Source organism: Psychrobacter sp. PG1, assembly GCF_014897815.1.
In the GTDB taxonomy this organism is placed as follows: Bacteria; Pseudomonadota; Gammaproteobacteria; order Pseudomonadales; family Moraxellaceae; genus Psychrobacter.
On record NZ_JABUZG010000049.1, the window covers coordinates 1 to 23,007 of the forward strand.

A 23,007-nucleotide genomic window follows, 5' to 3' on the forward strand; every position below is an offset into this window, starting at 1 on the left:
CTTGCGGTCGGGCTTGGCCGTCTTTAGTAGGAATCCCCCTCCTTTGAGGGCGGGGAGGAAGTCAAAGTTATGTATACCTATTTCGTCGCTGGATTTATTTGGCGGCTTTTCATTTTTGTATTTAAGGCTGTAACATGACCGTTACTCATACCTCTAAACCTTTCGAACCTATTATTACCTCTTTACTCGATAATGATTTATATAAATTTACGATGCTGCAAGCCATGCTGCATCAGTTTCCACAGACACATGGTGTTTATCGCTTTCGCTGCCGTAATAACAAAGACACGCTGTATCCATTGGCTGATATTAAAGATGCGCTAGAGCAGCAGTTAGACAATTTATGTGAATTACGATTTTTAGAGGATGAACTAGAGTACTTACGTGGTTTGCGCTTTATGCGCTCAGACTTCGTTGACTATCTAGAATTGTTTAAGTTGAAACGTCGTTTTATTACCGTCAGTACGGATGATAAAGGTCGCTTATTTATCGATATCGAAGGGCCGATGATTCAAGCGATGTTCTTTGAAGTATTTGTACTCGCCATCGTTAATGAGCTGTATTTTGATGCGCTATCGAATGCCGGTGTGATTGAAGAAGGTCAGCGCAGATTGGATGAAAAAGTCACATTGTTGCATCAATATGCGAGAGAGCAGGAAAAATGTGATGCTAATACGCCGCCATTAATCATCGCTGATTTTGGTACTCGCAGACGTTTTAGCAAAGCTTGGCAGGCTCATGTGGTTGAGACTTTGCATAAAGCGGAACCAAAAATAGTGAGCGGTACTTCCAACGTGTATTTAGCGAAAAAGCTGGGAATGACGCCAATCGGTACGATGGCACATGAGTTTATGCAGGCATTTCAGGCTTTGGATGTGCGTTTACGTGATTCACAAAAAGCGGCGCTTGAAGCATGGGTACATGAGTATCGCGGCGATTTGGGTATTGCGCTGACCGACGTAGTTGGCATGGATGCGTTTTTACGCGACTTTGATTTGTATTTCGCTAAGCTGTTTGATGGTCTGCGTCACGATAGCGGCGACCCGTATATCTGGGGTGATAAGGCGATTGCTCATTATAAAAACCTTAAAATAGACCCAAGAACGAAGATTTTGACCTTTAGTGATGGCTTAGATTTGGATAAAGCTTGGGATTTACATCAGTATTTTAAAGGTCAAATAAAGACCAGCTTTGGTATTGGTACCAACCTCACCAATGATATGGGTATCACCCCGATAAATATCGTCTTAAAATTGGTTGAATGCAATGGGCAGCCAGTCGCTAAACTGTCAGACAGTCCAGGCAAGACCATGATTAATAACGACACGTATCTTGCCTATTTGCGCCAAGTATTTGAAGTCGACGAGCCTGAATAGAATTGACTTAACTGTCGCTATTCTCTGTGTTATCTTCTTCAGCAAAAGCGGCATCTAGTGCTTGCTGTACCGCATTGATACGGGTTTCGCAAACGCGATAAGCAGCAATTGACTCTTCCACTGTGGTCATCAGATTATCAATATCTGGCTCATCTTGTTGCTGTAATTCAGCGGCATTGGTTTTTAGAATATCATAAGCCGCCTTAAAGGTTTTTGGGGCGGCTTTTTTGCGTTTGCGAGTAGGGGTTGTCATAAGGTTTCCTAATTTTAAAATAAAGTCTTTGATTAAGTTGAATCGACGGTAGGTTGTACTTCTTATTTATTAATATTTACGTCAATAATCTGTGCTTTTGCTTTACCGTCCTTTAAGAGGATGTGCACCGTTTGTTCTGGATGGAGCTGGATACCGCTGGTCAGTATTTGCTTATCTTTTGCATCAGTAAGCATGGTATAGCCTTGCTTGAGCACCCGAGAAGGGCGATGCAGGAGCACAATATCACGCAGATGTTCGCTATCACGCTGTGCTTGTATTAACTGCTGCTGTGCCGAATGCATAATCGTTTTTTGGTTATTTTGACTGGCGCTAGCAGCCACTGTTAACTGCTGATAGGCAGCCGTTTGAGTCTGTGAGCGTAGCTCGCTGGTGAGTCTGGCGGCTTGCTTGACTTGGCGCTGAGCGCTTTGCTGAATACTACGCCACGCATAATCACTGTCTTTTTGCAGAGCGGTTAATTGACCAATCGTCTGTGATTGTATTTGGCTCAACTGGCGTGTCGTTTGCTGCTCAGCGGTGTTTAATTGACGCTGAGCCGCTTGTTTGATTTGCGCTTGGTATTGCAGCGTTTGAGTGACGAGCTGGGCTAAATGCGTCATGATAGCGGCAATCACCTTTGATGGGGTATCAAAGCTAGTATGCGCGACTTCATCTAAGATCACTTTATCACGCTCGTGACCAATGCCAACCCAGACAGGGATAGGCTGCTCGGCAACCAATGCTGCCAATTCATAATCATTTAGATAGGCTAAATCACCGACCGCACCGCCGCCGCGAATAATGACTAATAAGTCTGGCAGGTGCTCATAAGTATCAAAAAACTGCTGCTGAGCGTTAACGATTGCTTGGCGGATCTCGATTGGCGCATGATTACCCTGAAAGGTCGCATTATGATAATGGAAATGACAGGCACCTGTGCGCGCTAAGCGATCAGCGTCAGCTTGAAAATCACCTAATCCAGCGGCTTTTTCAGGGGCAATGACCAGCACATGCTCAATATCAAATGGAACAGGTAGCTGTTGATTCAGGTTTAATAAACCTTCTCCCGTCAAGCGATCGACCATTTCGGCATATTGCCGTGCTAAGTCGCCTAACGTGTAGCTAGGGTCAATATCTTCAATAGTGAGAGAGAAACCATATTGCGCATGGAAGCCTGCGGATACTTTGAGCAATACCGTCAAATTACGGTCAAGCGGCATGCCAGTTGCGCGCTCAAATTTTGCTAAGACGCGTGCTGCTTTAAAGCGCCAAAGATTGCCGCGGCAGCTAGCAATGACCTTACCGTCATCATCTTTTTCTGCCAGCTCAAAGTAATAATGCCCGCCTTTGCTAGATAGATTGCGAATCTCTGCTTTCACCCATACACGGTGGTTAAAGGTCTGTTTGATAACCATATCAACGGCTGATAAATAGTCACTTAACCGCAGAACGGTATCCTCTAAATTGACTTCTATATTGTTTTCTTGCTCAGCTAACTCGGCCTCCAAGGTCGCTAAATCTTTAGCAGGCGCTAATACCTTAGCTGGTTTCATATTTGACAGGTTGGGTTTGCGCATAATAATAGACCAAAAGTAAGGGAGCTTAAAAACGGGCTGTTTATAGAGTAAGAGTCATAAAAAATCTGAAAGGGTAGTTTACCCCAAAAGCGAGCACACAAAAAGAGAAGCCAACCAGTCAGCGACTAATATATTCTTATCGCTGATTGGTTGGCTACATGCTTTATTAAATAACAAGATGCTTTATTAAATAACAAGCCGCCAAATAAGTGCTTTATGAAATAATAATTATTTTATTGGCAACGAAAGTTGATTTTATACTCGTAATCGTCGTCACGTGATAAGTTCGGCGAGCCCGTACCAAGGATCGTACCGAGGACGGCACTGGCTTGCCCAATCATCCGACCGGTATTTTCATCTAAAATACCGTTATAAGTGACTTTGTCATCGACGATAATAACTTGCTTACCTCTGCAAGTCTTTTGTGCGCTGTCTATCGCATTTTGCTGTGCTTTTACTTTGCTATCGGCGATGCCAGTCGTCTCATAAATAGAGTTGGCACGCTGGATAACTGGTGATGAAGGCGTAGTTTGGCAAGCACTTAGGGCGAGTGCTGTCGCCAAAGTAGCAGTCAGTGCAGCGGTTTTATTAATAGTATTCATAAACGATTCCTAATGTCTGTCAGTCATACATAAAGTTGAATATCACAGCAAAGTTGAGGATACGCCATGCACGTATCCGTCCATAGGTGGCTCAACAACTATGATGAATCTACCCTATTCGGCTCTGGGGTGTCTAGTCGGTTATTGTGTGCGGTATTGCAGAGACCGCACATATTCATCATATATTCATAGGCGACGTTTACTTATGATGAGCGAAAATGAAAATAAGCGGTACTATGACACAGCAAATCACTTGAAATATAAACCATATCTAGGATAATTGACCTATTCATTTTTAATCAATAAGTAATTTTATGCCATTAATTCCTGCTCCTGCTGGCGTGCTCGAAGTCGACGCGCTTTGGCAACAAGACAATCCTAACAATCCAAATACTGATACAGTGGCGTTACTGTGTCATCCCAATCCGTTATTCGACGGCACGATGAATAATAAAGTGGTGACGACGATGTATCGCTTTGCTCGTGATAATGGTATGCACGTGGTACGCTTTAACTTTCGCGGTGTCGGGCAGTCGACTGGCGAGCACGATTATGCGGATGGTGAAGTCGTAGATGCAATGACCGTGCTACAATGGATTGCAGAGCAAACCAATGCGCGCAAGTTATGGTTGGGTGGTTTCTCTTTTGGCGGTTATGTGACAGCACGGGTGGCTGAGCAGGTGCTTGAAGCCCCTCATATTTGGGGGCTAGGCGATTTTGAGATTACTAAAATCGCCCTTATTGCTCCATCCGTTGAAAAAAATGACAGCAGTGATATAAGCTTGCCAGCCGATAAAACGTTTGAGATTTATGGCAATGCTGATGAAGTGATTGACCCTGATAATATGCAAGCATTTGCGGAGCGATTGGGGATTGCTGTCAGCATCGTAGATGGCGCAGGGCACTTTTTTCATGGACGTCTGTCAGAATTGAAAGGCTTATTAGAAAAGCATACCTTTGGTAGCGACGCTTAGTTGTTACCTAGGGCGTGTCATCAATTAGCACATGAATACATTTAGTGGTCTTAAAATGGCTAAATTTTGCTAAACATCGTCAGAAATTTTGTCAATATGTTCATATTAACGGCAATTTCTTCCTTGTTTATCTACAATTTTTCTCATTTTAAGCCTCACAATCTAATTGATGACACACCCTAGTAATATTAGGATAGAGAACCGCTATCAAGTCATGAACTCTGATCGCTTTACTTTGACGAGTTCATGCAGAATCAACCATTACCTTACTATTTATTTTGTCTAATGATGAGTCGTATTATGAGTTTATCTCCATTGCAACGTTACGAGCAAGCCGTCAGTACAGATGAGTTTACTCGAGATGAGCAGCAATTTAAGGCCATGAGCTATCTTGATGAGATACATCATCAGCTCATCAATAGTGCGCCACAGAAGAAAGGCTTTTTTAGCTTTTTAAAGTCCAAGCCGACAGCACCAACGGGTTTGTATATGTGGGGCGGGGTAGGTCGTGGTAAAACATGGATGATGGACATGTTTTATGATTCATTGACCATTGATCGCAAGATGCGTCTGCATTTTCATCATTTCATGCAGCGTGTTCATCAAGAGCTAAATAAGCTGCAAGGTGAGAGTGACCCATTAGAAAAAGTCGCCGACATCATTTATGCAGAAGCGGTTATTATCTGTTTCGATGAGTTCTTTGTTTCTAACGTTTCTGATGCCATGATTTTGGGTGATTTATTTACCATGCTATTCAATCGTGGTATTACATTGGTCGCCACCTCAAATATTGAGCCATCAGGGTTGTATAAAGACGGCTTACATCGTGACCGTTTTATGCCCGCTATCGCTGAAGTGGAGCGTCATACTACGGTGATGAATATCGATTCTGGTATCGACTATCGTTTGCGCGTATTGCAGCAGGCAGAGCTATATGAATCGCCTATGACGAAAGCGAATCATCATTGGTTAGCCAACCGTTTTGCCAGTTTATCCAATAACCAAAAAATCAGTAATGAGCCGATTACGATTAATGGTCGCGAAATTAGAATTAACGCTCGCACTGAGGATATTTTATTCTGTGATTTCCGTCATTTATGTATGGAGCCACGATCAGCGTCTGATTTCATCGAAATTGCCAAGCAGTTCAGTACAGTATTGGTCAATGCCGTGCCTGCCTTAGACGATGACTTACGTGATCCGACCCGTCGGTTTATTTATCTGGTTGATGAGTTTTATGATCGCCGTGTTAAGTTGCTGGTTAGAGCACAGCAGTCGATTTTGGACCTATATCAAGGAGAGAAGTTGGCGTTTGAGATTGAACGGACACGCTCGCGCTTGCTTGAGATGCAGTCAGAGGATTATCTGCGCATGGAGCATCGGGTCGATGATGCGGCATAATCAAAGCCTCTTCATAGCCGATGATAATCTACAAGTTGTCGATTAAAGCACTCATGGTTTTTCATTCAAGTCACTCATACTCAATATTGGCATATATTCGTTTGACATAACATGTTTTTTGACAGTATTGAGAGCAAACCAAAGCATTGGTTTTTTGCATAAAAGATAATAATAAATAAGGAGCGGTAATGACTATATCCGACGAAAATGATAAAAAACTGTCGACCAAAGACATCGCCACAGACAGTATGCCGATTAGCAGTGAAGAAATGATTGGTTGGATCAACTCAAGGCGCAGTATGGGTAATTTGGATACGCCAGCACCCACACATGCCCAAATCGAAACAGCGATTGAGTGTGCGGCGACAGCGCCAGATCATAAAAAACTGCGTCCATGGCATTTTATAGTGACACAGGGGGACGCCCGTCATGAATTGGGCAATGCCTTGGTCGAAGCGGCTCAAGCCAAAGCGGTGCAAGAGGGCGAAACGCTGTCCGAAAAGGACATCGCAAAAACTCAGGCAATGCCATTAAGAGCGCCCGTCATCATCACGGTTGTCACAAAAATACAAGCGCACAAAAAAGTTCCTCCTTTTGAACAAATGCTAAGTGCGGGTGCAGCTGTACAAAACCTGATTTTGGCGCTAAAAGCCCAAGGTTTTAGTACAGTGTGGCGTACGGGACTGCTATGTAATGAAGCTGCTGTTAAATCATATTTTGACGTTGGTCCAGATGATTATGTAACGGCTTTTGTTTATACTGGCACCAGTCCCAAAAATGAACCCGCCCGTAAACCGATTGATATCGAGTCTTTAGTGCGATTTGAGTCATAATATATCTAAGCGCTGTTTAGTGGCGCTTTTCTCTTGACGAATACCGCTCTCTAAGAAGACAGTCGGTCGTGTAGCAAAAAGATAGATAGCCTCAATACTCTAAAGCTCTAAAGCGTCATAAGTCATGATAAATAACCCATGATAAATTCTATTAATAATAAATTAGCCAATACGGATAACAGCAAATGACCAGCCCTAATGAGAGCAATAAAGACATCAGTAGCGATAATACTGAGGTGAATACGAATGCCCCTGAAAAGCAAAACAGTCTGCTGGCAGGTATCATCGAACGTGCTACCAAATCGGGTATTGGTCGTAAAAAACTCAATCCTAGCGCGGTAGAATCAGCAGTGGCAAAAAACATGGCGGATATTCACAGTAATCCTACCAAGCTACGTTTGGCGTTTTTAGGCGGTGGTAGTTTTGGTACAGCAATGGCAAACTTGGCTGCACGCAATGGCTGTGATACCACGCTATGGGTACGTAACAAGCGTACGGTAAAGGCGATGATAAAGACACAGACCAATAAAAAATATTTACCAGGTTATAAGCTTGATGACAGCCTTAAATACAGCCATGACTTGGCAGCAGCCGTCAAAGATAAAGATATCGTTTTTATTGCGGTGCCTGGTTTGGCTTTTCGTGAGACCCTAAAGAATATTGCACCATTTATCAGTGGTCAGTCTATTGTGTCATTGACCAAAGGTATGGAAAAAGATACTTTTGCCATGATGAGCGACATTATTAAAGATGAGCTACCTGAAGTGAATTTTGGTGTCATGTCGGGGCCAAACCTTGCGATAGAGATTATGAAAAACATGCCATCGGCGACCGTTATCGCCAGTGAGTCTGAGCCATTGCGCCATGCCGTACAAGCCGCGCTACATAGTGCGTTTTTTCGAGTGTTTGCCAGTGATGATGTCAAAGGTGTGGAGCTTGGCGGCGCGCTAAAGAATATCTATGCGATTGCCATGGGAATGGCGGCGGCCTATGATGTCGGTGAAAATACCAAGGCAATGATATTGACTCGTGCTTTGGCAGAGATGAGCCGCTTTGGGGTTGAGGCGGGTGCGAATCCGCTTACCTTCTTAGGATTGTCTGGTGTGGGTGATTTATACGCCACTTGTAGCTCAGAGCTCAGTCGTAACTATCGTATCGGCAACATGCTCGGTCGCGGTATGAGTATTGAGGCTGCGGTGAAAAAACTCGGTCAAACGGCTGAAGGGGTTAATACTATTCAGCAAGTGCATGAGAAAGCCACCAAAGAAGGCATCTACATGCCTATTACCCATGCATTGTATGCGGTCATTTATGAAGATAAAGCAGCATTAGGTGTGGCGTTACATCTCATGGAAGCGGGCTTCCGTAGTGATGTTGAATTTGTAATGGCACATGACCATAGTAATGCGGCGCTAACTGCGCAGATGAAGACGTCAAGCGATAGCACTGATGATGAAAGTGGCAATACTGACAGTAAGTAAAAACCCCAATGTTAAATGATGACGTTGTTCTAAGAATGATTATTCTGTAAACAACGTCATCATGACAATGCATAAAGGAAGGTTATGAAAATTATACTAGTACGTCATGGTCAAGCAGAAGATGAATCGCGTCCAGACAGCGCGCGCCAGTTAACTGACTTTGGTCAACAGCAAGCAGTGCAGACGGCAGAGTATGTGATGACTCACTATCATCCTGATTATTTTGTCGTCAGTCCCTATGATAGAGCGCAGCAGACGCTAGCAGCATTTCAGACGCGCGCGCCCAAGGTTCCAGTAATCGTACAGGGAAATATCACGCCTTCTGATGATGCGCGTCAAGCTTTAATAGATATTGCGAATATTGACGCTGAGTGTCTGGTAGTGGTGTGTCATATGTCTATCGTTGCTTATATCGCTGGTCTATTAACCGGTGATTATCCTGAATCATTTTCTCTTGCAGAAGCAAGGATGTTTGAGATGGACTTTGTAATGGCAGGTATGGCAAGAGAGATTGATCGTTTTGTGCCTGAGCAGCCGTATTGAGATTAGGTCGAATCGTCAGTGATACTGTTGGCACTTAGTCTATTGATGCTTAGTGGTGTTAAACTGGCTAGATAAGGGTTGGCTACTAAAATTTCAGTCGCCAATGCATCAGGTTTTAGCTATTACAGGAGAACAATGATGATAGTAGACCAACCTGCATCAGCATGAAATTGTCTGAATCCTACCTTATCCTACCTTTAAAACAGCTTTAATAATTAAGGACACGCTTAGTGTTACATGTTTGGTTACGAGCGCAGCATAGCCCGCTAGCTGTCTGGCATGAAGATATTCAGCAATGGCAAACGGTCGATGGTTGGCAACAGCTGCAAACGATCTATGGCAATTATAAAACCAATGCACAGAAGACTTTGTGTCTATATTTTCCATCAAGCCATATATTGCAGGTAGATACTGAGCTGAATGCGACTCAGCTTAAACAGCTGGGCAATAGCGGCAAGCAATACTTGTTTGAAGAGACATCCTTGACCCCTGTTGAGCAATTGGCGATTCGGCAAATCAGTGAAGCCGATAATCACCAACTGTATGCACTGGCACAAAGCGATATCGAGTCATGGCAGCAGAGTGCTAAGCTCGCTGGTATGAGCATAACGGCGTTACTGCCTGATTTTTTATTGCTGCCAACGCCGGATGAAGGGGCAGGTCAGCAAGTAACACTGTATCAAGATGAGCACACCATGCTACTGCGTCAGTCATTGCGACAAGGTATGGCTGTCAGTTATTTGCCCTTGATTTTTGAACGTTTCCCGCATTTAAGTGAAGTGAATATATTGCCGCCCATAACGGCTTTAGATGATTTTTCAAAGCCAACAAATTCGGCAATGCCCACGAGCTTTATGACAGAAACGGCCGCGCTTGTTGCAGATCACCAGTTATTATTAACCACATTGACCACGCCGCCCAAGCCTGTTGACAGCCCTGAGCGTCACGCGCTTAACTTCTTTATTAAATCAACGGACTCAAAGCTCTCACCGTATTTGCGTGTGGCAGCGATGGTCGCGTTATCGGCACTGGTATTACAGATGGCGACCGATGGTCTGCAGTGGTATCAGTATAATAAGGCGACGGTAGCGACCAAAGCTGAGATTGCGGCGCAGTATCAAGCTTGGTTTCCAAACGAGCCATTAAGCTCGCGCACCAAACTGCAAGTGCAGTTGCAACCAAAGCTGCGCAGTGACAGCCAAGCACCAGCCTCTCATATGGCAGCATTGACTCGCATATCCCCGTTAATCAAGCAGTCTTCACTGCGGGCGCAAGCGTTAGTGATGGAGCCATCAGCACTCAGCTTTACCTTGATTGCCCCTGATCGTAATAGTCTTGATAAGTTTACGAGCACACTTGTTGCGCAGGGTTTAAATGCCAAGCTTGCACAGGTAAACAGTAATGAGCAAGGGCAGTTTAGTGGTCAAGTTACGGTGAATGTCGTAGAAAATAATGACACGACGCAAACCAATGTAGCGGCATCATAATTTATTTGCCAACTAAGCAGTGGTAATAAATAGGCAGTGGTAATAAAAGTCAAAAAGGTTGGAAAATGAAACGATTACAGCGCCGCACCAAACGTAATAACATCACGCTAGAGACTAGTAACAGTATTGGAACCAATGTGCTGTCAACGCGTGTAAATAATTTCCAACAGATGCTATCGTTACGCTGGCAGGCACTTTCGCCACGTGATCAGTTGGCATTGGCCGTCCTGTCTATTTTCTTATTATTGTTCATTGGTGGCTATGGTGGTTATAGTATTCATCAAGCGGCAAACGATAGTAAGCGCGACTATCAAGAGCAAGTGGCTGATTACTTTTGGTTGCGTGCCCAAGCGGGCAATATCGATAGTAATGCGATGAATACGGCGGATGGTGAAGCCGCCATGCCACCTGCCAATAGTATCAGTGCATTGTTAAACAATTCAGGTATTGCCAACGCCCAAGTCGTTGCGACGGGTGATGCCGTGCAACTGAGCTTCAATCATGCCAGTCAAGCGGTGGTCAGCACCGCACTTGGAAAGCTGGAACAGCAAGGTTGGCAGTTCAGTCAGCTATCGATACAGCAAGACTTGGTTACCAAAGCCATTCAAGTACAAGCGACTGTCACCTCATAAATCGATATGCTGTGGAAACTGGAAGTATTTTAATCCTTGTCTACTATTGCCCCAAATTAACTGATCATCAGTTTCTAAAATAGCCATTTATCATTAGTGTCATTGAAAAATTGCACGTTTGACACAATTAACTATCACACAGCCAGAGATGGATACTTAAGATGAACCAATCTTCTGATCGCAAACCTGACACGCGTAGCCATCAGCAGACCAGAACTGCTGAACACCAGAGTAATGCGTCAGTTGAAGCTGCATTTGATCATGAAATGACTCAGCAAAGGCAGAGCTATGGGGCTAGTGACAATATGAGCAATGGTAAACGCCGTTCTTTAATCACTTATAATCACATTACTTATTTTTTATACGTAATCAGCTATTTTACCGCTGGATTACTGTGGGTTGTACCAATTGTGATGAACTATGCGAAGCGCCATGACGCAGAGGGTTCGTGGTTGTCCACGCATTTTGATTGGCAGATTAAAACCTTTTGGTATAGCATCGTATTTTTCTTCTTAGGCATCATTATCATTACCTTTGCATTAGGGGGTTTTGGCATTAGTATGCTGGCTGATAGTAATAATATTGCCATTGGTTCGGTATTATTAGCGGTATTTGGCCTGCTAATCATGATTTTTACCTTCATATGGCATCTTTATCGTATCGTCCGTGGTTGGATAGCCCTGACGGATGGTCGTCCTGTACCTTAGGGACTGTAGAATACATCTGTCAGTTCCTTAGCCAATATGTAGGTATAGCTATTAGCACTCTAATACAGAAATTTAGCGCATGAAACTTTGCTCTTATTTCTGTTAAGCTGATATAATCGCAGCGCTTGATTTTATTCGCACTATTCACTCACTATTTCTTTCGAGCAGGGTCTGCCATTACTATGTCTTATGCCTTACTTCGCCCTTTTTTGTTTAAGATGGATCCAGAGCACGCCCACGAGATGACCTTATCTTTATTAGATAAAGCTCATAAAGCACGTGTTTTAGGTTTGGTATACGGTCAGTCAATGCAGCCAACAGACTGTATGGGCTTGCAATTCACCAATCCGGTCGGCCTAGCGGCAGGACTGGATAAAAATGGTGATTATATCGATGCGTTGGCTGAGCTGGGCTTTGGTTTTATAGAAGTGGGCACGGTTACGCCAAGACCGCAAATAGGCAATGATAAGCCAAGGTTGTTTAGAATCAAGCAAGCGGACGCTATCATCAATCGAATGGGTTTCAATAACCAAGGTATCGATTATCTGATTGAAAACGTCAAGCGCTGTCAATACAAAGGCAATATTGGGATTAATATTGGTAAAAATGCCGACACGCCAGTAGAGCAAGCTGCCGATGATTATGTCTATTGTTTAGAGCGTGCTTATCCGCATGCCTCCTATATCACCGTTAATATCTCCTCACCAAATACTAAGAATCTGCGTGATTTACAAAGTGGCGAGGCATTGACTCAGCTTTTGGATACGATTAAAAATCGTCACAGCCAATTAGCCACTGAATATGGTTTTTATGTGCCACTGGTATTGAAAGTTGCGCCTGATCTAGAGCCGCTACAAGTGGATTATATCTCGCAGCAATTGCTCGATTTTGAGATAGATGGGTTGATTGCGACCAATACAACATTGAGCCGTGTTGGTGTTGAAGATTTACCTGATGGTGAGCAAGCAGGTGGTCTATCCGGTCGCCCAGTCAGCCACATTAGTACCCAAATTTTACAACAGTTCTCCGATCAGCTAGATGGTAAAGTCGCTTTAATAGGCGTCGGTGGTATTGACAGTGGTGCAAAAGCCGTCAAAAAAATCGAAGCGGGTGCAGATATGGTGCAGCTCTATACGGGGCTCATTTATCGTGGTCCTGGGCTGGTACAGTCTTGTATTCAAGCAATCGGTGGCTATTACGACGCGATGGAGCTATAGCGGATTAATGTCCCTAGCTCATTACCTATCAGATACACAAGACGACTGTATTTTGAGCTGAGTCATCATAGATTAATGTGTCACAAAAACGAAAGTAAGCATCCGATAAAAATCAATAAGGTATGAGGCGTAGAACATGAGTGGTCTGGATATCGTGATTGCTATTGTTGTTTTGATCGGCTTATGGCGCGGCTTTCAAGTCGGATTGATCAAAACAGCCGTTGGTCTAGTCGGTTGGTTTATTGCCCTGATCGCTGCCACGCGTTTGGCAGGAGTAGTTTCGCCGCAACTATCAGGCATGGTACAAAACCCTGTTTTACAAATGGCAATGGCATTTTTATTGGTGGTGATAATCATATTGGCCATCATGCACTTAGTGGCATTTGTATTTTCAGGCGTGCTTAAAACCTTACGCTTGGGTGTCGTTGACAAAATGGCAGGTGGTGTACTGGGTGCTGCTAAAAATGTACTGATGGTCTTAGTTGTGCTTAGCGTCAGTGCGCCGTTACTGGTGCAAATGCCACAATGGCAAACGTCAGTGCTCGCACCTGAGCTATTGCCTTATGCCCCGATGGGTAAAGCGTTGGTCTCAGATGTATTAGGTATGGCTTGGGATCAAGTCAATCAGTCGTAAGTATTTTTACGGTTAACCTTTAATGTTTCAATGCTTCGATGCTGATAGCTTGGGTTTGTGGTGCTAGAGGTTATCGCTTCTATCATATCCTCTTTGTAAGTTATCCTTGATAAAAAATTATTTAATCGCATTTAGAGACCACAAATGCCAATAAATAGTGCATTTTGTTAATAGTCAAAAGATAAATATTCGTTAAATTCTGAACAACAATCATCAGGTCGTCGGTGAGTAACAGTACGCATTTTTGATAATCTACTGTTAGCAGTCTTGCCACTATTGTAGTACTAATTAATGAGTCAAAATAGGATATAGCTATTATGTGTGGAGTCATTGGAGTTGCAGCTCACGAACCAGTCAATCAGATTCTTTATGACGGTTTGACGATGCTACAGCATCGTGGGCAAGATGCAGCGGGTATTGTCACTTTGCAAGATGGACGACTCTATCTACGTAAAGAAAATGGCATGGTACGTGACGTATTTATGAATCGTCATATGATGAAACTGGTTGGTAAGTTTGGTATCGGTCACGTTCGTTACCCAACAGCAGGCACTTCAAGCAGCGCCGAAGCGCAACCATTTTATGTTAACTCACCTTATGGTATTACCCTTGCGCACAATGGTAACTTGACCAATGCTGAGAGTTTAGCCAAGTCTTTATACATCGAAGATCGCCGCCATCTTAATACCGATTCAGATTCAGAAGTATTGCTAAACGTACTTGCCCATGAAATGCAAAACTTGGGTAAAACCAAAGCAACGCCTGCTGATATCTTTGAAGCAGTCACTGCTGTATATGGTCGTGTCGAAGGCGCTTATGGCGTGGTCGCTTTGATTACTGGTCATGGTTTGCTCGCATTTCGTGATCCAAACGGTATTCGTCCGCTTATTTTTGGTAAGCGCATGGCACCGAATGGCGGCACCGAGTATATGGTTGCCTCAGAGTCAGTTGCGCTGACAGGATCAGGATTTAGTATTATCCGTGATGTAAAACCTGGCGAAGCCATATTCATTGATTTAGATCATAAATTGCATACCCATCAGTGTGTTGAGCAGCAAGAATACACGCCTTGTATTTTTGAATATGTGTATTTTGCCCGCCCAGATTCTATCATGGACAACATCTCAGTTTACAAAGCACGCTTACGTATGGGTGAAAAGCTGGCTGATAAAATCCTTGCTGAATGGGGCGAAGATCACGATATCGATGTGGTGATTCCTATTCCAGATACCTCGCGTACGTCAGCGATGGAGCTGGCACTAAAAATGAATATTAAGTACCGTGAAGGGTTTATGAAAAACCGCTATATCGGTCGTACCTTTATCATGCCAGGTCAACAACAACGTAAAAAATCAGTTCGTCAAAAACTCAGCGCCGTACCACTTGAGTTCAAAGGTAAAAACGTCCTGTTGGTTGATGATTCTATCGTTCGTGGTACCACTTGCCATGAAATCATCCAAATGGCACGCGATGCTGGTGCGAATAAAGTGTTTTTTGCTAGCGCCGCGCCACCGGTTAAATATCCAAACGTCTATGGTATCGATATGCCAGTACGCAGTGAGCTTATTGCCTCAGGTCATACGGTAGAAGAAGTACGCGATATCATCGGTGCTGATAGATTGATTTTCCAAGATTTGGACGACTTGATTGATGCGGTAAAAGATACCAAGTACAGCAAAGTTGAAGGTTTTGATTGTGCCGTATTTAATGGTTGCTACATCACTGGGCAGATCAATGAAGCGTATCTTGAGCATCTACAAGAGCAGCGCAATGACACTGCCAAGACGGGCAAAAAAGGCGTACAGATAGTGGCTGATACCCCAGTTGATATGATGGGCGTCGAAGAGCTTTAAGCTATCAATTTCTTAAAAGTATCAGTTTTTTGCAGCACTGTTAGAAAGTAAAAGGCTGGATTCTCATAAGAATCCAGCCTTTTTTCTATTTTGAATATAGTTCAATTACAGGGTTTAAAATTATTCATATGATCTAAATGCTGTCATCCATTCACGTGTTTATCAGTTTTCTACGACACGCCCTAGTATCCACTTAAAAAATTAGTAAATACCCATAGCAAGCCATTAATGGCGGCGATGCCAACGATCATACTGACCAATAACTGACGGCTGATATGATAAACGAACAACACCAAAATAAGGGCACCAATTTGTGCCATCAATAAATGTAGTTCAGCACTATTTAGCCCAGTCGTTGCCGATAAATTTTGATAAGAAAGACTGGTTAAAATAAGCAATACCATGACTGATAGCGGCAAGCTCTCATTGAGCCGATGCAGCCAAGGTGTGTCTAACAGCTTTCTGGGTATTAATGCAGGTAGCGCGCGGGTAATAAAGGTCACGGCGGCCATCGCAAAAGTTGCAAAAATAAGGTAACTACTGGTCATTGTTGGCTCCTGTCATATTACGCTGCGTCCAAAACCCACGAGCTAAAATCAATAGCATACAAATGGTGATCGCCACCAATAACAACCAATTGCTAGTAAATAAGGAGGCCACCGCTAAAGAAATGATAGCAATAGCAATGGGGAAATAACGTTTGATACTTTGGAACTGCTCATAAGCTAAGATCGCAAACAGACAGACTAAGGCAAAATCCAAATGTGGTACTAAATCGCTCAGAGTACTGCCGATCATGACACCAACCGTGCTCGCTAGTACCCACCAGCTTTGATTAAATAAGCTCAATGGTAGTATCAACGCTTGTCTTGACTCATTAGGTAAACTGGTCATAACAGAGAAAGTTTCATCAGTCAGGGCAAATAGGCAATAGGTTTTGGCAAGCTTATGTTCTGGTAGGTATTGCAATAATGGCATACCATAAAATACATGACGTAAATTAATAGCGGCAATATTGGTTGCGATGCTACCAATCGGTAAACCAGCGCTCAGCATCGGCAAACAAGCATATTGAGCGGCGCCCGCATACAGTACAATACTCAGCATAATCGTTGCCCATACAGGAATACCAGCAACTTGTGCCAGCACACCAAAGGCGATACCCGCAGGTAAATAGCCCATCGCCACAGGTAGGCTTTTTTTGAACCCCGCCGCCCAGTCGTAGCTGGTCTCATGCTGTTGATGTAATTCTTTTGAATGAGTAGTCACATGACATCCTAATTTTTGCTGTTTTTTGGTTATTATTAATATTTTGCGGAAAGATTGATGTTAGAAAACTGGTTTTAAAATGAAGCCTAGCCCGAACAATGGCAAAAACACCCTAGAAAAAATGCACTTAATCGAAGAACATTACACAGACGGCTGGAGCTTTTCATAGCTGGCTGTTTGATGAGCTCGGTACAAGAAGCCACCCAAAATAATCAGCCGAAGTAATAACAAACACCACACGCTTAGCCAAATACCAGTCATATCCCACTGTTGGTAGAGCAACCAGCTGAGTGGAAAAAAGATAGCGGCGAGTATCAAAGCTGCGTTACGAATCACATTGCCGGCAGTTAAGCCAAAAAATATACCATCTAGCCAATAGGCACCAACGCCAACGAGAGGTAGCAATACCGCATAAAGATGGTACTCATATGCCAGCGTAAAAACGGACTCGATATTGGTCATAAATTGCAAATATGTTGGCATTGCCAGCCACCATATAGCACTTAACATTATCGCTAGACCATAACTGACGATACCGGTGCGCTTGACGATAGTACGAAAGCGTGGCCAATCCCGTCGTCCTGCTGCTTGACCGCTTAATGTCTCAGCCGATACTGCCACGCCATCAAGAGCAAAGGCTGAGATACTTAATACTTGAAGCAAAATAGCGTTGGCGGCTAGGATGACGTCACCACTTTGAGCCGACAAGCGGGTAATCCAAGCGAAACTCAACGTCAAGATCAGAGTACGGATAAAAATATCTTTATTTAATGAAAATAGCCTAAGCATTTTTTCTTTAGAAAAATGTTGCTTGTCGGCAGTGAATAAGGCTTGCCAAGATATTTGCAAATGCTGACGGCTGAGCCACAATGCTAGTATCACGCCCAGCCAAAAGGCAATAGTGGTTCCTAACGCCACCCCAACCAAGCCCATCTGCATCCCATAGACAAAAAACAAGGTTAGAATGATATTCAGCATGGCGATAAAGCCTTGCTGGTAAAGCATGTAACGAGTCTTACCTTGACCAGCAAACCAACCAATAAAGGCAAAATTCATTAGCTCAGCGATGACGCCCCAAAAGCGTACATCCAAATAAGTCTTTGCCGCTTGCCCACTTTCGGGGTTGGCGGATAGGGCTTGCAAGCCAAAATCTATCAACCAAGGCTTTGCCAGTAACAGAATACTTCCGATAGCAAACGCTAATAATAGGGCACGTTGTAAGATTGATAGTAGGGGTGATGGGGTTGGGCTTGACGATTTTGTGATATGAGTAGAATTATCAACATGATTGACCGATTGTCCTAGCGCTTGAGCCGATAGCCCAGACGATGCGTATTGTAAGAAGTTAAAACTCACGAGTAATAAAGACAATAACTGTATCGCCAAGCCCATACCAGCAAGTTTAGCCGTGTCATTCATGTTACCCACAATCGCGGTATCGATGACGCTCTGTAGTGGCATTGCTAGGTTGGCTAATAACACGGGCAACGCAATAGCAATGATACGTGTATAGCGAGTATCAATCGGTGGCATAGCACTAGGTGGCGAGGTGGTCATTGACATTTTTGGCTCGTTTATCGCTGAAAAACAAGAAGGACAGAGTTAATGTCATTAACGCTATGACATTACCGTATAGTCAATTCACTATAAAGGCGTTACGGCATTAACCTTACTTGAAGTATGACTTATATATTTGTACTTTGTTGCCTTGACTCTGTTTTAAATGGAGTTAGCTCTAGTAGGTGTGATATTCAAGGCAAAAATAGCTACAAAGACAAAAGCACCTAGACTCATTATTCACGAGTCAGGTGCTTTTTTTGATGCTTGCTTAAATACTATCTTAGCTAAGGTATGTCCTCAATCTGAGCATAAAACTTTAAATGGGCTAAAAATGGCTAAATCTTTGCCAAACTGCGTCAAATAGCTGGTTCATATCTCGATATTAACTGTACTATTTTCCTTGTTTAGCTGCGATTTATCTCATTTTTATCACCATTTTCAAAATGAGGACACACCCTAGCGATTAGCTTGAGAAAGTATAAAATTTATTAAGCATTATCTTGTTCAAACATTTTTGGATCATTGAACGTAACAATTTCTTCTTCAAACTCAGGTTTTACTTTCACAATAAAGTCATCGCGTGATAGACCCATACGTAATGGAATCGAGCTTGCAATATACGTTGATGAGTAAGTACCAGCAAGCAGACCAATGAAGAGTGCTACTGAGAACCAATATAGTCCATCACCGCCTAAGAATAGCATGGCAAGTACGACCAGTAAAACAGTGGAGATGGTCATAATGGTACGGCGCAGCGTCTCTGTCAAAGACAAATCAATTGTCTGGCGAGGTGTGATACCACGGACACGACGAAAATTCTCACGAATACGGTCATACACAACAATTGTATCATTGATAGAATAACCAACCAGTGCCAAGACGGCCGCCAAGACGGTTAAGTCGAAAGGAAAGCCAAATAAGGCAAAAACACCAATGGTCACGATAGCATCATGAAACAGCGATAATACCGCACCAAGAGCGAGTTTAAATTGGAAACGTAAGGCAACATAGCCCAACATACAGACCAATGCTAATACCAGTGACATGACTGAGTTTAGATAAATTTCATTACCAACTTGGCTGCCAATAATATTAACGTTACTGATTTCAACATTATTATTAGGCAGGGTTAATGCTTTAGTCAGGCTACTATTTAGGCCGTCTACGTTATCAGACTGTGGTGGCAAGCGTACGAGGAGTTCTTCTCGCGTACCAAGATACTGTACCACGGCATCATCAAAGCCATTATCGGCCAATGCTTGTACGACTTCAACTTGCTCAACAGGCTGCTCGTAACGCACATCTGCGGACACACCACCCGTAAAATCAAGTCCTAAGTTTAGACCGTTTACTGCAATTGCAATGATACTACCAATAACCATCAATAGAGATAAAAGTGCCATTGGCTTTTCTATCTTCATAAACGGAATAATACGCTGGTTGCCAACGGCTTTGATACCGCCTTCAGCGATTGCAGCAGCATCATCAGCGGCATCACCCGATTCTATCTCAGGATTGGCTGACAGTGCTTGACTGCCTTTACCCGCATCCTTACCACTGCTCAGAGCTTTGTCTTTTTTTGATTTAGCGGTAGTTGGGTTATTGGCTTTGGCATTACTACCTTTCCCATCACGGCGTGGTTTTTTACGGCGGTGTGTGCTTGCCTCAACATTTGAGCCACTTGAACCATCTCGATCTGGATTATTCTGCTGTTCTAAAGGATTGTTCTTATCAATCGTCATAATGTTCTCCTAACCGATGCTCAAACGTTTGATAGATTTACGCTTACCATAAGCAATCTGTACCAGCGCACGTGTCACCATAATAGCGGTAAACAGTGAACTGACAATACCAATAGCCAATGTAACCGCAAAGCCTTTAATCGGACCCGTGCCAATTGCAAATAGAATAAAAGCAATCAATAGGGTGGTGATGTTGGCATCGAAAATACTACTAAAGGCTCGATCAAAACCTGCCACGATGGCGGATTTGGGCCGTACCCCGTTTGCTAGCTCTTCACGTATTCGCTCAAAGATCAGTACATTGGCATCGACGGCCATACCGATGGTCAAAACGATACCAGCAATACCAGGCAAGGTAAGTGAAGAGCCTAAGATTGACATAATAGCAACGATGATAATAACGTTCACGGCCAGCGCCACGTTGGCAATCACGCCAAATAGACGATAGAAGATAATCATAAACGCAAACACTAATAGATACCCGACTTGCGTAGAGAATAGACCTTTATCAATATTGTCTTGACCTAATGATGGGCCAATAGTGCGTTCTTCTACAAAGTACATCGGTGCGGCAAGTGCGCCTGAGCGTAGCAGTAGTGCAAGCTCGGCAGCTTCCGCGCTACTATCTAGCCCAGTAATACGGAAAGATGAGCCAAGGACCGCTTGAATATTGGCACGGTTAATGACTTTGGTCTCAGCATAAGGTGTTCTAACTTCGACAGTTTCGCCAGTCTTCGGATCTTCTTCGTAAGTGATTCTTTGCTTGTTTTCGATGAACAACACGGCCATCTGTTTGCCAACGGCGGTACGAGTGGCATTTTGCATGAGCTTACCACCAGCACTATCTAAAGTAATGCTGACTTCAGGAGAGCCGCTTTCATCCACACCAGTTTGTGCATTGGTGACTTTATCACCAGTGACAATCGCTTGACGTTCAAGCAGTACCGGCGGACCATCAAGTGTCTCAAACGGGAAAGCTTCGGTACCCGCTGGAGGGATGCCGCCCGTATAGTTTTCGCTGTCTTCAGCAACCATACGGAACTCAAGGTTTGCGGTGCGCCCTAAGACACGTTTTGCCTCAGCAGTATCTTGTACGCCAGGAAGCTCGACGACGATACGGCTAGCACCTTGAGACTGTACTAAAGCTTCAGTCACACCAAGCTCAGCAATACGATTGCGAAGGGTGGTCAAGTTCTGATTGACCGCATAGCTGTTGATTTCATCAAGCGTTGCATCATTGTACGCTAAAATCAGCGCAGGACCTTGCTCATCAATAGAGGATTGCAAGCTAAACGTATTGCCCATTGAGCCTTGCAAAACATTCTGTGCACGGTTACGAGCATCTGTATCAGCGAAATGTAATACCACACTTCGATCTTCGGTCTTAATGCCTTTGATCGCAATTCGCTCAGCACGTAGCTCGCGACGCATGTCACGACTGGCACTGGTCAAACGCTGTTCAAGCGCCTTATCCATATCGACTTCTAGTACAAAACGCACACCGCCACGTAAATCAAGGCCGAGCTTCATCGGTTTTGCACCGATATCACGTAGCCACTGCGGCGTCGTTTGCGCCAAGTTAAGCGCGACGACATAGTCTTCGCCCAAGTTTTGACGCAGTACTTCCTGAGCTTTGAGCTGATCGACTGGATTGTCAAGACGTACCAGTGCACTATTGCCCTCAAAGGTTCCATCGTGGTTATTGATGCCAGCCTCTTCAAGCAAGCTTTGAGACTCAGTCAAGATACCTTCAGACAGCTGTGTACCTGCAGCGGCGCTTGTAATCTGCACGGCAGGTTCATCAGGATAGAGGTTAGGAGCAGCATATAGACCGGCAATGATTAGCACGACGGCAATAAGTAAGTATTTCCAAGCGGGATATTGCATAATCACTTCTTTAGGTTGATAAACGACTGGCGACGTAGGCCACAAGTTAGCAGATGGGAAGTTAGCGATAGCAATGGTTGAGTGCTGTATCTAGCAGTCGTCATCATGCACCATTGCGATCATCCGCGATGATAGTAAAACAGTAGAGCAAATAATACAGACGTATCTTTATATAATCATCAAAATATAATCATCAAAAATATATAGTCAGCAAAATACCACTGATAAAATCAATAAAGACAGCATGGTCAAAAGCATAAACATAAATTGTCTATACTCTATGAGACTGTTTTTACATCATTGCTCTATAGCGAAAAATGACCGTAAAATAAGGTACGGTCATTCTTAGGCACTGTATTAATCACTATATTTATTAATGAAAGATTAGGGCGTGTCCTCAATTCAATCGATTATCCTCTAAATGGGCTAAAAATGGCTAAATTTTGCCAAACGTCGTCAAATAGCTTATTAATATCTCGATATTATTTGCGCTACTTTCCTTGTTTGACGGCAGTTTATTTCATTTTTACCCCCATTTTTAAAATGAGGACACGCCCTAGTAATCATCAATAAAACACGACTAATATTTCAATCAATCATTAAACGCTTTCGATTGTGCCAGCAGGTAACACTGAAATAACAGAAGCACGTTGTACTTTGACATCAGTATTATTGTTTAGGCTGACCACTGCATAGTCACCTTCAATGGCTTTGATACGACCCATCAAACCACCAGCAAAAATGATTTCGCTACCGACAGTCAATGCATTGACCATGGCACGATGTTCTTTGGTACGCTTAGATTGCGGACGAATGACTAAGAAGTAAAAAATCGCAAAAAAAGCAACAGGTAATAGTATTTGACTAAATAGTGACATCGCACCAGCAGCTTCTGGTGCAGCATGGGCAGCTTGGATAAATAACAACATAATTTCTCTCAGTAAGTCATAGGTAATAATAAAATTAAACGCATAGTAAC

Annotated in this window: 21 protein-coding genes; 12 read left to right on the forward strand and 9 right to left on the reverse strand. The window is 43.4% G+C overall.

All coding sequences use genetic code 11. From position 1 onward, the window contains the following. Nucleotides 1–134 precede the first annotated feature (134 nt). Entirely contained in the window at nt 135–1,376 is a 1,242-nt protein-coding gene (pncB, locus tag INT03_RS05270; RefSeq protein ID WP_193007904.1) for a nicotinate phosphoribosyltransferase, read from the forward strand. Nucleotides 1,377–1,383: 7 nt separating this feature from the next. Here the strand turns inward: pncB and xseB are convergent, their stop codons facing one another. The 3 genes from xseB to INT03_RS05285 all read right to left on the reverse strand — a co-directional run bounded on the left by xseB (nt 1,384) and on the right by INT03_RS05285 (nt 3,808). Continuing rightward, nucleotides 1,384–1,629 carry an exodeoxyribonuclease VII small subunit gene (gene xseB / locus INT03_RS05275; RefSeq protein ID WP_193007906.1) on the reverse strand — a complete coding sequence of 82 codons (246 nt, stop codon included), beginning with the start codon at nt 1,627–1,629 and terminating at the stop codon, nt 1,384–1,386. A 62-nt stretch (nt 1,630–1,691) separates the two neighbouring features. Beyond that, nucleotides 1,692–3,206 (reverse strand): exodeoxyribonuclease VII large subunit, encoded by a 1,515-nt coding sequence (gene xseA, locus INT03_RS05280; protein ID WP_193007908.1) that lies wholly within the window; start codon nt 3,204–3,206, stop codon nt 1,692–1,694. A 233-nt stretch (nt 3,207–3,439) separates the two neighbouring features. Beyond that, the gene (locus INT03_RS05285) at nt 3,440–3,808 is read right to left on the reverse strand and encodes a hypothetical protein (RefSeq protein ID WP_055124199.1); all 369 of its coding nucleotides are present in this window, start codon (nt 3,806–3,808) and stop codon (nt 3,440–3,442) included. A 314-nt stretch (nt 3,809–4,122) separates the two neighbouring features. Between INT03_RS05285 and INT03_RS05290 the strand changes: the two genes are divergently transcribed. The 11 genes from INT03_RS05290 (at nt 4,123) to purF (ending at nt 15,570) form a co-directional block, all read left to right on the forward strand. Continuing rightward, nucleotides 4,123–4,782, forward strand: coding sequence for an alpha/beta hydrolase (locus INT03_RS05290; protein ID WP_193007909.1), 660 nt, complete (start codon nt 4,123–4,125; stop codon nt 4,780–4,782). 300 nt (nt 4,783–5,082) lie between these two features. Continuing rightward, nucleotides 5,083–6,183 (forward strand): cell division protein ZapE, encoded by a 1,101-nt coding sequence (zapE, locus tag INT03_RS05295; protein WP_193007911.1) that lies wholly within the window; start codon nt 5,083–5,085, stop codon nt 6,181–6,183. Nucleotides 6,184–6,431: 248 nt separating this feature from the next. Next, nucleotides 6,432–7,016: a nitroreductase gene (locus INT03_RS05300; protein WP_413469133.1), complete on the forward strand. Its 585-nt coding sequence runs from the start codon at nt 6,432–6,434 to the stop codon at nt 7,014–7,016. Nucleotides 7,017–7,201: 185 nt separating this feature from the next. Next, nucleotides 7,202–8,497 carry an NAD(P)H-dependent glycerol-3-phosphate dehydrogenase gene (locus INT03_RS05305; protein WP_193007915.1) on the forward strand — a complete coding sequence of 432 codons (1,296 nt, stop codon included), beginning with the start codon at nt 7,202–7,204 and terminating at the stop codon, nt 8,495–8,497. 84 nt (nt 8,498–8,581) lie between these two features. Beyond that, nucleotides 8,582–9,040: a SixA phosphatase family protein gene (locus INT03_RS05310; protein WP_193007917.1), complete on the forward strand. Its 459-nt coding sequence runs from the start codon at nt 8,582–8,584 to the stop codon at nt 9,038–9,040. A 230-nt stretch (nt 9,041–9,270) separates the two neighbouring features. Then, the gene (gene gspL / locus INT03_RS05315; RefSeq protein ID WP_193007919.1) at nt 9,271–10,527 is read left to right on the forward strand and encodes a type II secretion system protein GspL; all 1,257 of its coding nucleotides are present in this window, start codon (nt 9,271–9,273) and stop codon (nt 10,525–10,527) included. A 65-nt stretch (nt 10,528–10,592) separates the two neighbouring features. After that, nucleotides 10,593–11,159 (forward strand): type II secretion system protein GspM, encoded by a 567-nt coding sequence (gene gspM / locus INT03_RS05320; protein ID WP_193007926.1) that lies wholly within the window; start codon nt 10,593–10,595, stop codon nt 11,157–11,159. Nucleotides 11,160–11,320: 161 nt separating this feature from the next. Continuing rightward, entirely contained in the window at nt 11,321–11,866 is a 546-nt protein-coding gene (locus INT03_RS05325; RefSeq protein ID WP_226950349.1) for a DUF4870 family protein, read from the forward strand. 182 nt (nt 11,867–12,048) lie between these two features. Continuing rightward, complete coding sequence (locus INT03_RS05330; protein WP_060490895.1) at nt 12,049–13,083, forward strand: quinone-dependent dihydroorotate dehydrogenase; 1,035 nt, start codon at nt 12,049–12,051, stop codon at nt 13,081–13,083. Between the two features lie 136 nt (nt 13,084–13,219). Next, on the forward strand, nt 13,220–13,717 hold the full coding sequence (locus INT03_RS05335; RefSeq protein ID WP_045446136.1) for a CvpA family protein: 498 nt from the start codon (nt 13,220–13,222) through the stop codon (nt 13,715–13,717). A 317-nt stretch (nt 13,718–14,034) separates the two neighbouring features. Next, entirely contained in the window at nt 14,035–15,570 is a 1,536-nt protein-coding gene (purF, locus tag INT03_RS05340; protein WP_055124190.1) for an amidophosphoribosyltransferase, read from the forward strand. A gap of 182 nt (nt 15,571–15,752) precedes the next feature. Here purF and INT03_RS05345 read toward each other — a convergent pair whose 3' ends face one another. From INT03_RS05345 to yajC, 6 genes are all read right to left on the reverse strand, one after another. Then, entirely contained in the window at nt 15,753–16,118 is a 366-nt protein-coding gene (locus INT03_RS05345; RefSeq protein ID WP_193007928.1) for an AzlD domain-containing protein, read from the reverse strand. Continuing rightward, nucleotides 16,108–16,839 (reverse strand): AzlC family ABC transporter permease, encoded by a 732-nt coding sequence (locus INT03_RS05350; RefSeq protein WP_055124188.1) that lies wholly within the window; start codon nt 16,837–16,839, stop codon nt 16,108–16,110. Before INT03_RS05350 ends, INT03_RS05345 begins: the two co-directional genes overlap by 11 nt. Nucleotides 16,840–16,980: 141 nt before the next feature. Continuing rightward, complete coding sequence (locus INT03_RS05355) at nt 16,981–18,402, reverse strand: MATE family efflux transporter (RefSeq protein WP_390890571.1); 1,422 nt, start codon at nt 18,400–18,402, stop codon at nt 16,981–16,983. Nucleotides 18,403–18,887: 485 nt separating this feature from the next. Beyond that, nucleotides 18,888–20,141 carry a protein translocase subunit SecF gene (gene secF / locus INT03_RS05360; RefSeq protein ID WP_193007930.1) on the reverse strand — a complete coding sequence of 418 codons (1,254 nt, stop codon included), beginning with the start codon at nt 20,139–20,141 and terminating at the stop codon, nt 18,888–18,890. A gap of 9 nt (nt 20,142–20,150) precedes the next feature. Then, the gene (gene secD, locus INT03_RS05365) at nt 20,151–22,028 is read right to left on the reverse strand and encodes a protein translocase subunit SecD (RefSeq protein ID WP_193007932.1); all 1,878 of its coding nucleotides are present in this window, start codon (nt 22,026–22,028) and stop codon (nt 20,151–20,153) included. A gap of 599 nt (nt 22,029–22,627) precedes the next feature. Then, nucleotides 22,628–22,957 (reverse strand): preprotein translocase subunit YajC, encoded by a 330-nt coding sequence (yajC, locus tag INT03_RS05370; protein WP_045446152.1) that lies wholly within the window; start codon nt 22,955–22,957, stop codon nt 22,628–22,630. Between the last annotated feature and the right edge of the window lie 50 nt (nt 22,958–23,007).

Coding starts and splice junctions, on each gene's coding strand:
- INT03_RS05290 (WP_193007909.1), top strand. CDS start 4,123: ATGCCATTAATTCCTGCTCCTGCTGGCGTGCTCGAAGTCGACGCGCTT.
- yajC (WP_045446152.1), bottom strand. CDS start 22,957: ATGTTGTTATTTATCCAAGCTGCCCATGCTGCACCAGAAGCTGCTGGT.
- xseB (WP_193007906.1), bottom strand. CDS start 1,629: ATGACAACCCCTACTCGCAAACGCAAAAAAGCCGCCCCAAAAACCTTT.
- zapE (WP_193007911.1), top strand. CDS start 5,083: ATGAGTTTATCTCCATTGCAACGTTACGAGCAAGCCGTCAGTACAGAT.
- xseA (WP_193007908.1), bottom strand. CDS start 3,206: ATGCGCAAACCCAACCTGTCAAATATGAAACCAGCTAAGGTATTAGCG.
- INT03_RS05355 (WP_390890571.1), bottom strand. CDS start 18,402: ATGTCAATGACCACCTCGCCACCTAGTGCTATGCCACCGATTGATACT.
- gspM (WP_193007926.1), top strand. CDS start 10,593: ATGAAACGATTACAGCGCCGCACCAAACGTAATAACATCACGCTAGAG.
- INT03_RS05300 (WP_413469133.1), top strand. CDS start 6,432: ATGCCGATTAGCAGTGAAGAAATGATTGGTTGGATCAACTCAAGGCGC.
- pncB (WP_193007904.1), top strand. CDS start 135: ATGACCGTTACTCATACCTCTAAACCTTTCGAACCTATTATTACCTCT.
- INT03_RS05305 (WP_193007915.1), top strand. CDS start 7,202: ATGACCAGCCCTAATGAGAGCAATAAAGACATCAGTAGCGATAATACT.
- secD (WP_193007932.1), bottom strand. CDS start 22,028: ATGCAATATCCCGCTTGGAAATACTTACTTATTGCCGTCGTGCTAATC.
- INT03_RS05325 (WP_226950349.1), top strand. CDS start 11,321: ATGAACCAATCTTCTGATCGCAAACCTGACACGCGTAGCCATCAGCAG.
- INT03_RS05345 (WP_193007928.1), bottom strand. CDS start 16,118: ATGACCAGTAGTTACCTTATTTTTGCAACTTTTGCGATGGCCGCCGTG.
- INT03_RS05330 (WP_060490895.1), top strand. CDS start 12,049: ATGTCTTATGCCTTACTTCGCCCTTTTTTGTTTAAGATGGATCCAGAG.
- purF (WP_055124190.1), top strand. CDS start 14,035: ATGTGTGGAGTCATTGGAGTTGCAGCTCACGAACCAGTCAATCAGATT.
- INT03_RS05310 (WP_193007917.1), top strand. CDS start 8,582: ATGAAAATTATACTAGTACGTCATGGTCAAGCAGAAGATGAATCGCGT.
- secF (WP_193007930.1), bottom strand. CDS start 20,141: ATGACGATTGATAAGAACAATCCTTTAGAACAGCAGAATAATCCAGAT.
- INT03_RS05285 (WP_055124199.1), bottom strand. CDS start 3,808: ATGAATACTATTAATAAAACCGCTGCACTGACTGCTACTTTGGCGACA.
- INT03_RS05335 (WP_045446136.1), top strand. CDS start 13,220: ATGAGTGGTCTGGATATCGTGATTGCTATTGTTGTTTTGATCGGCTTA.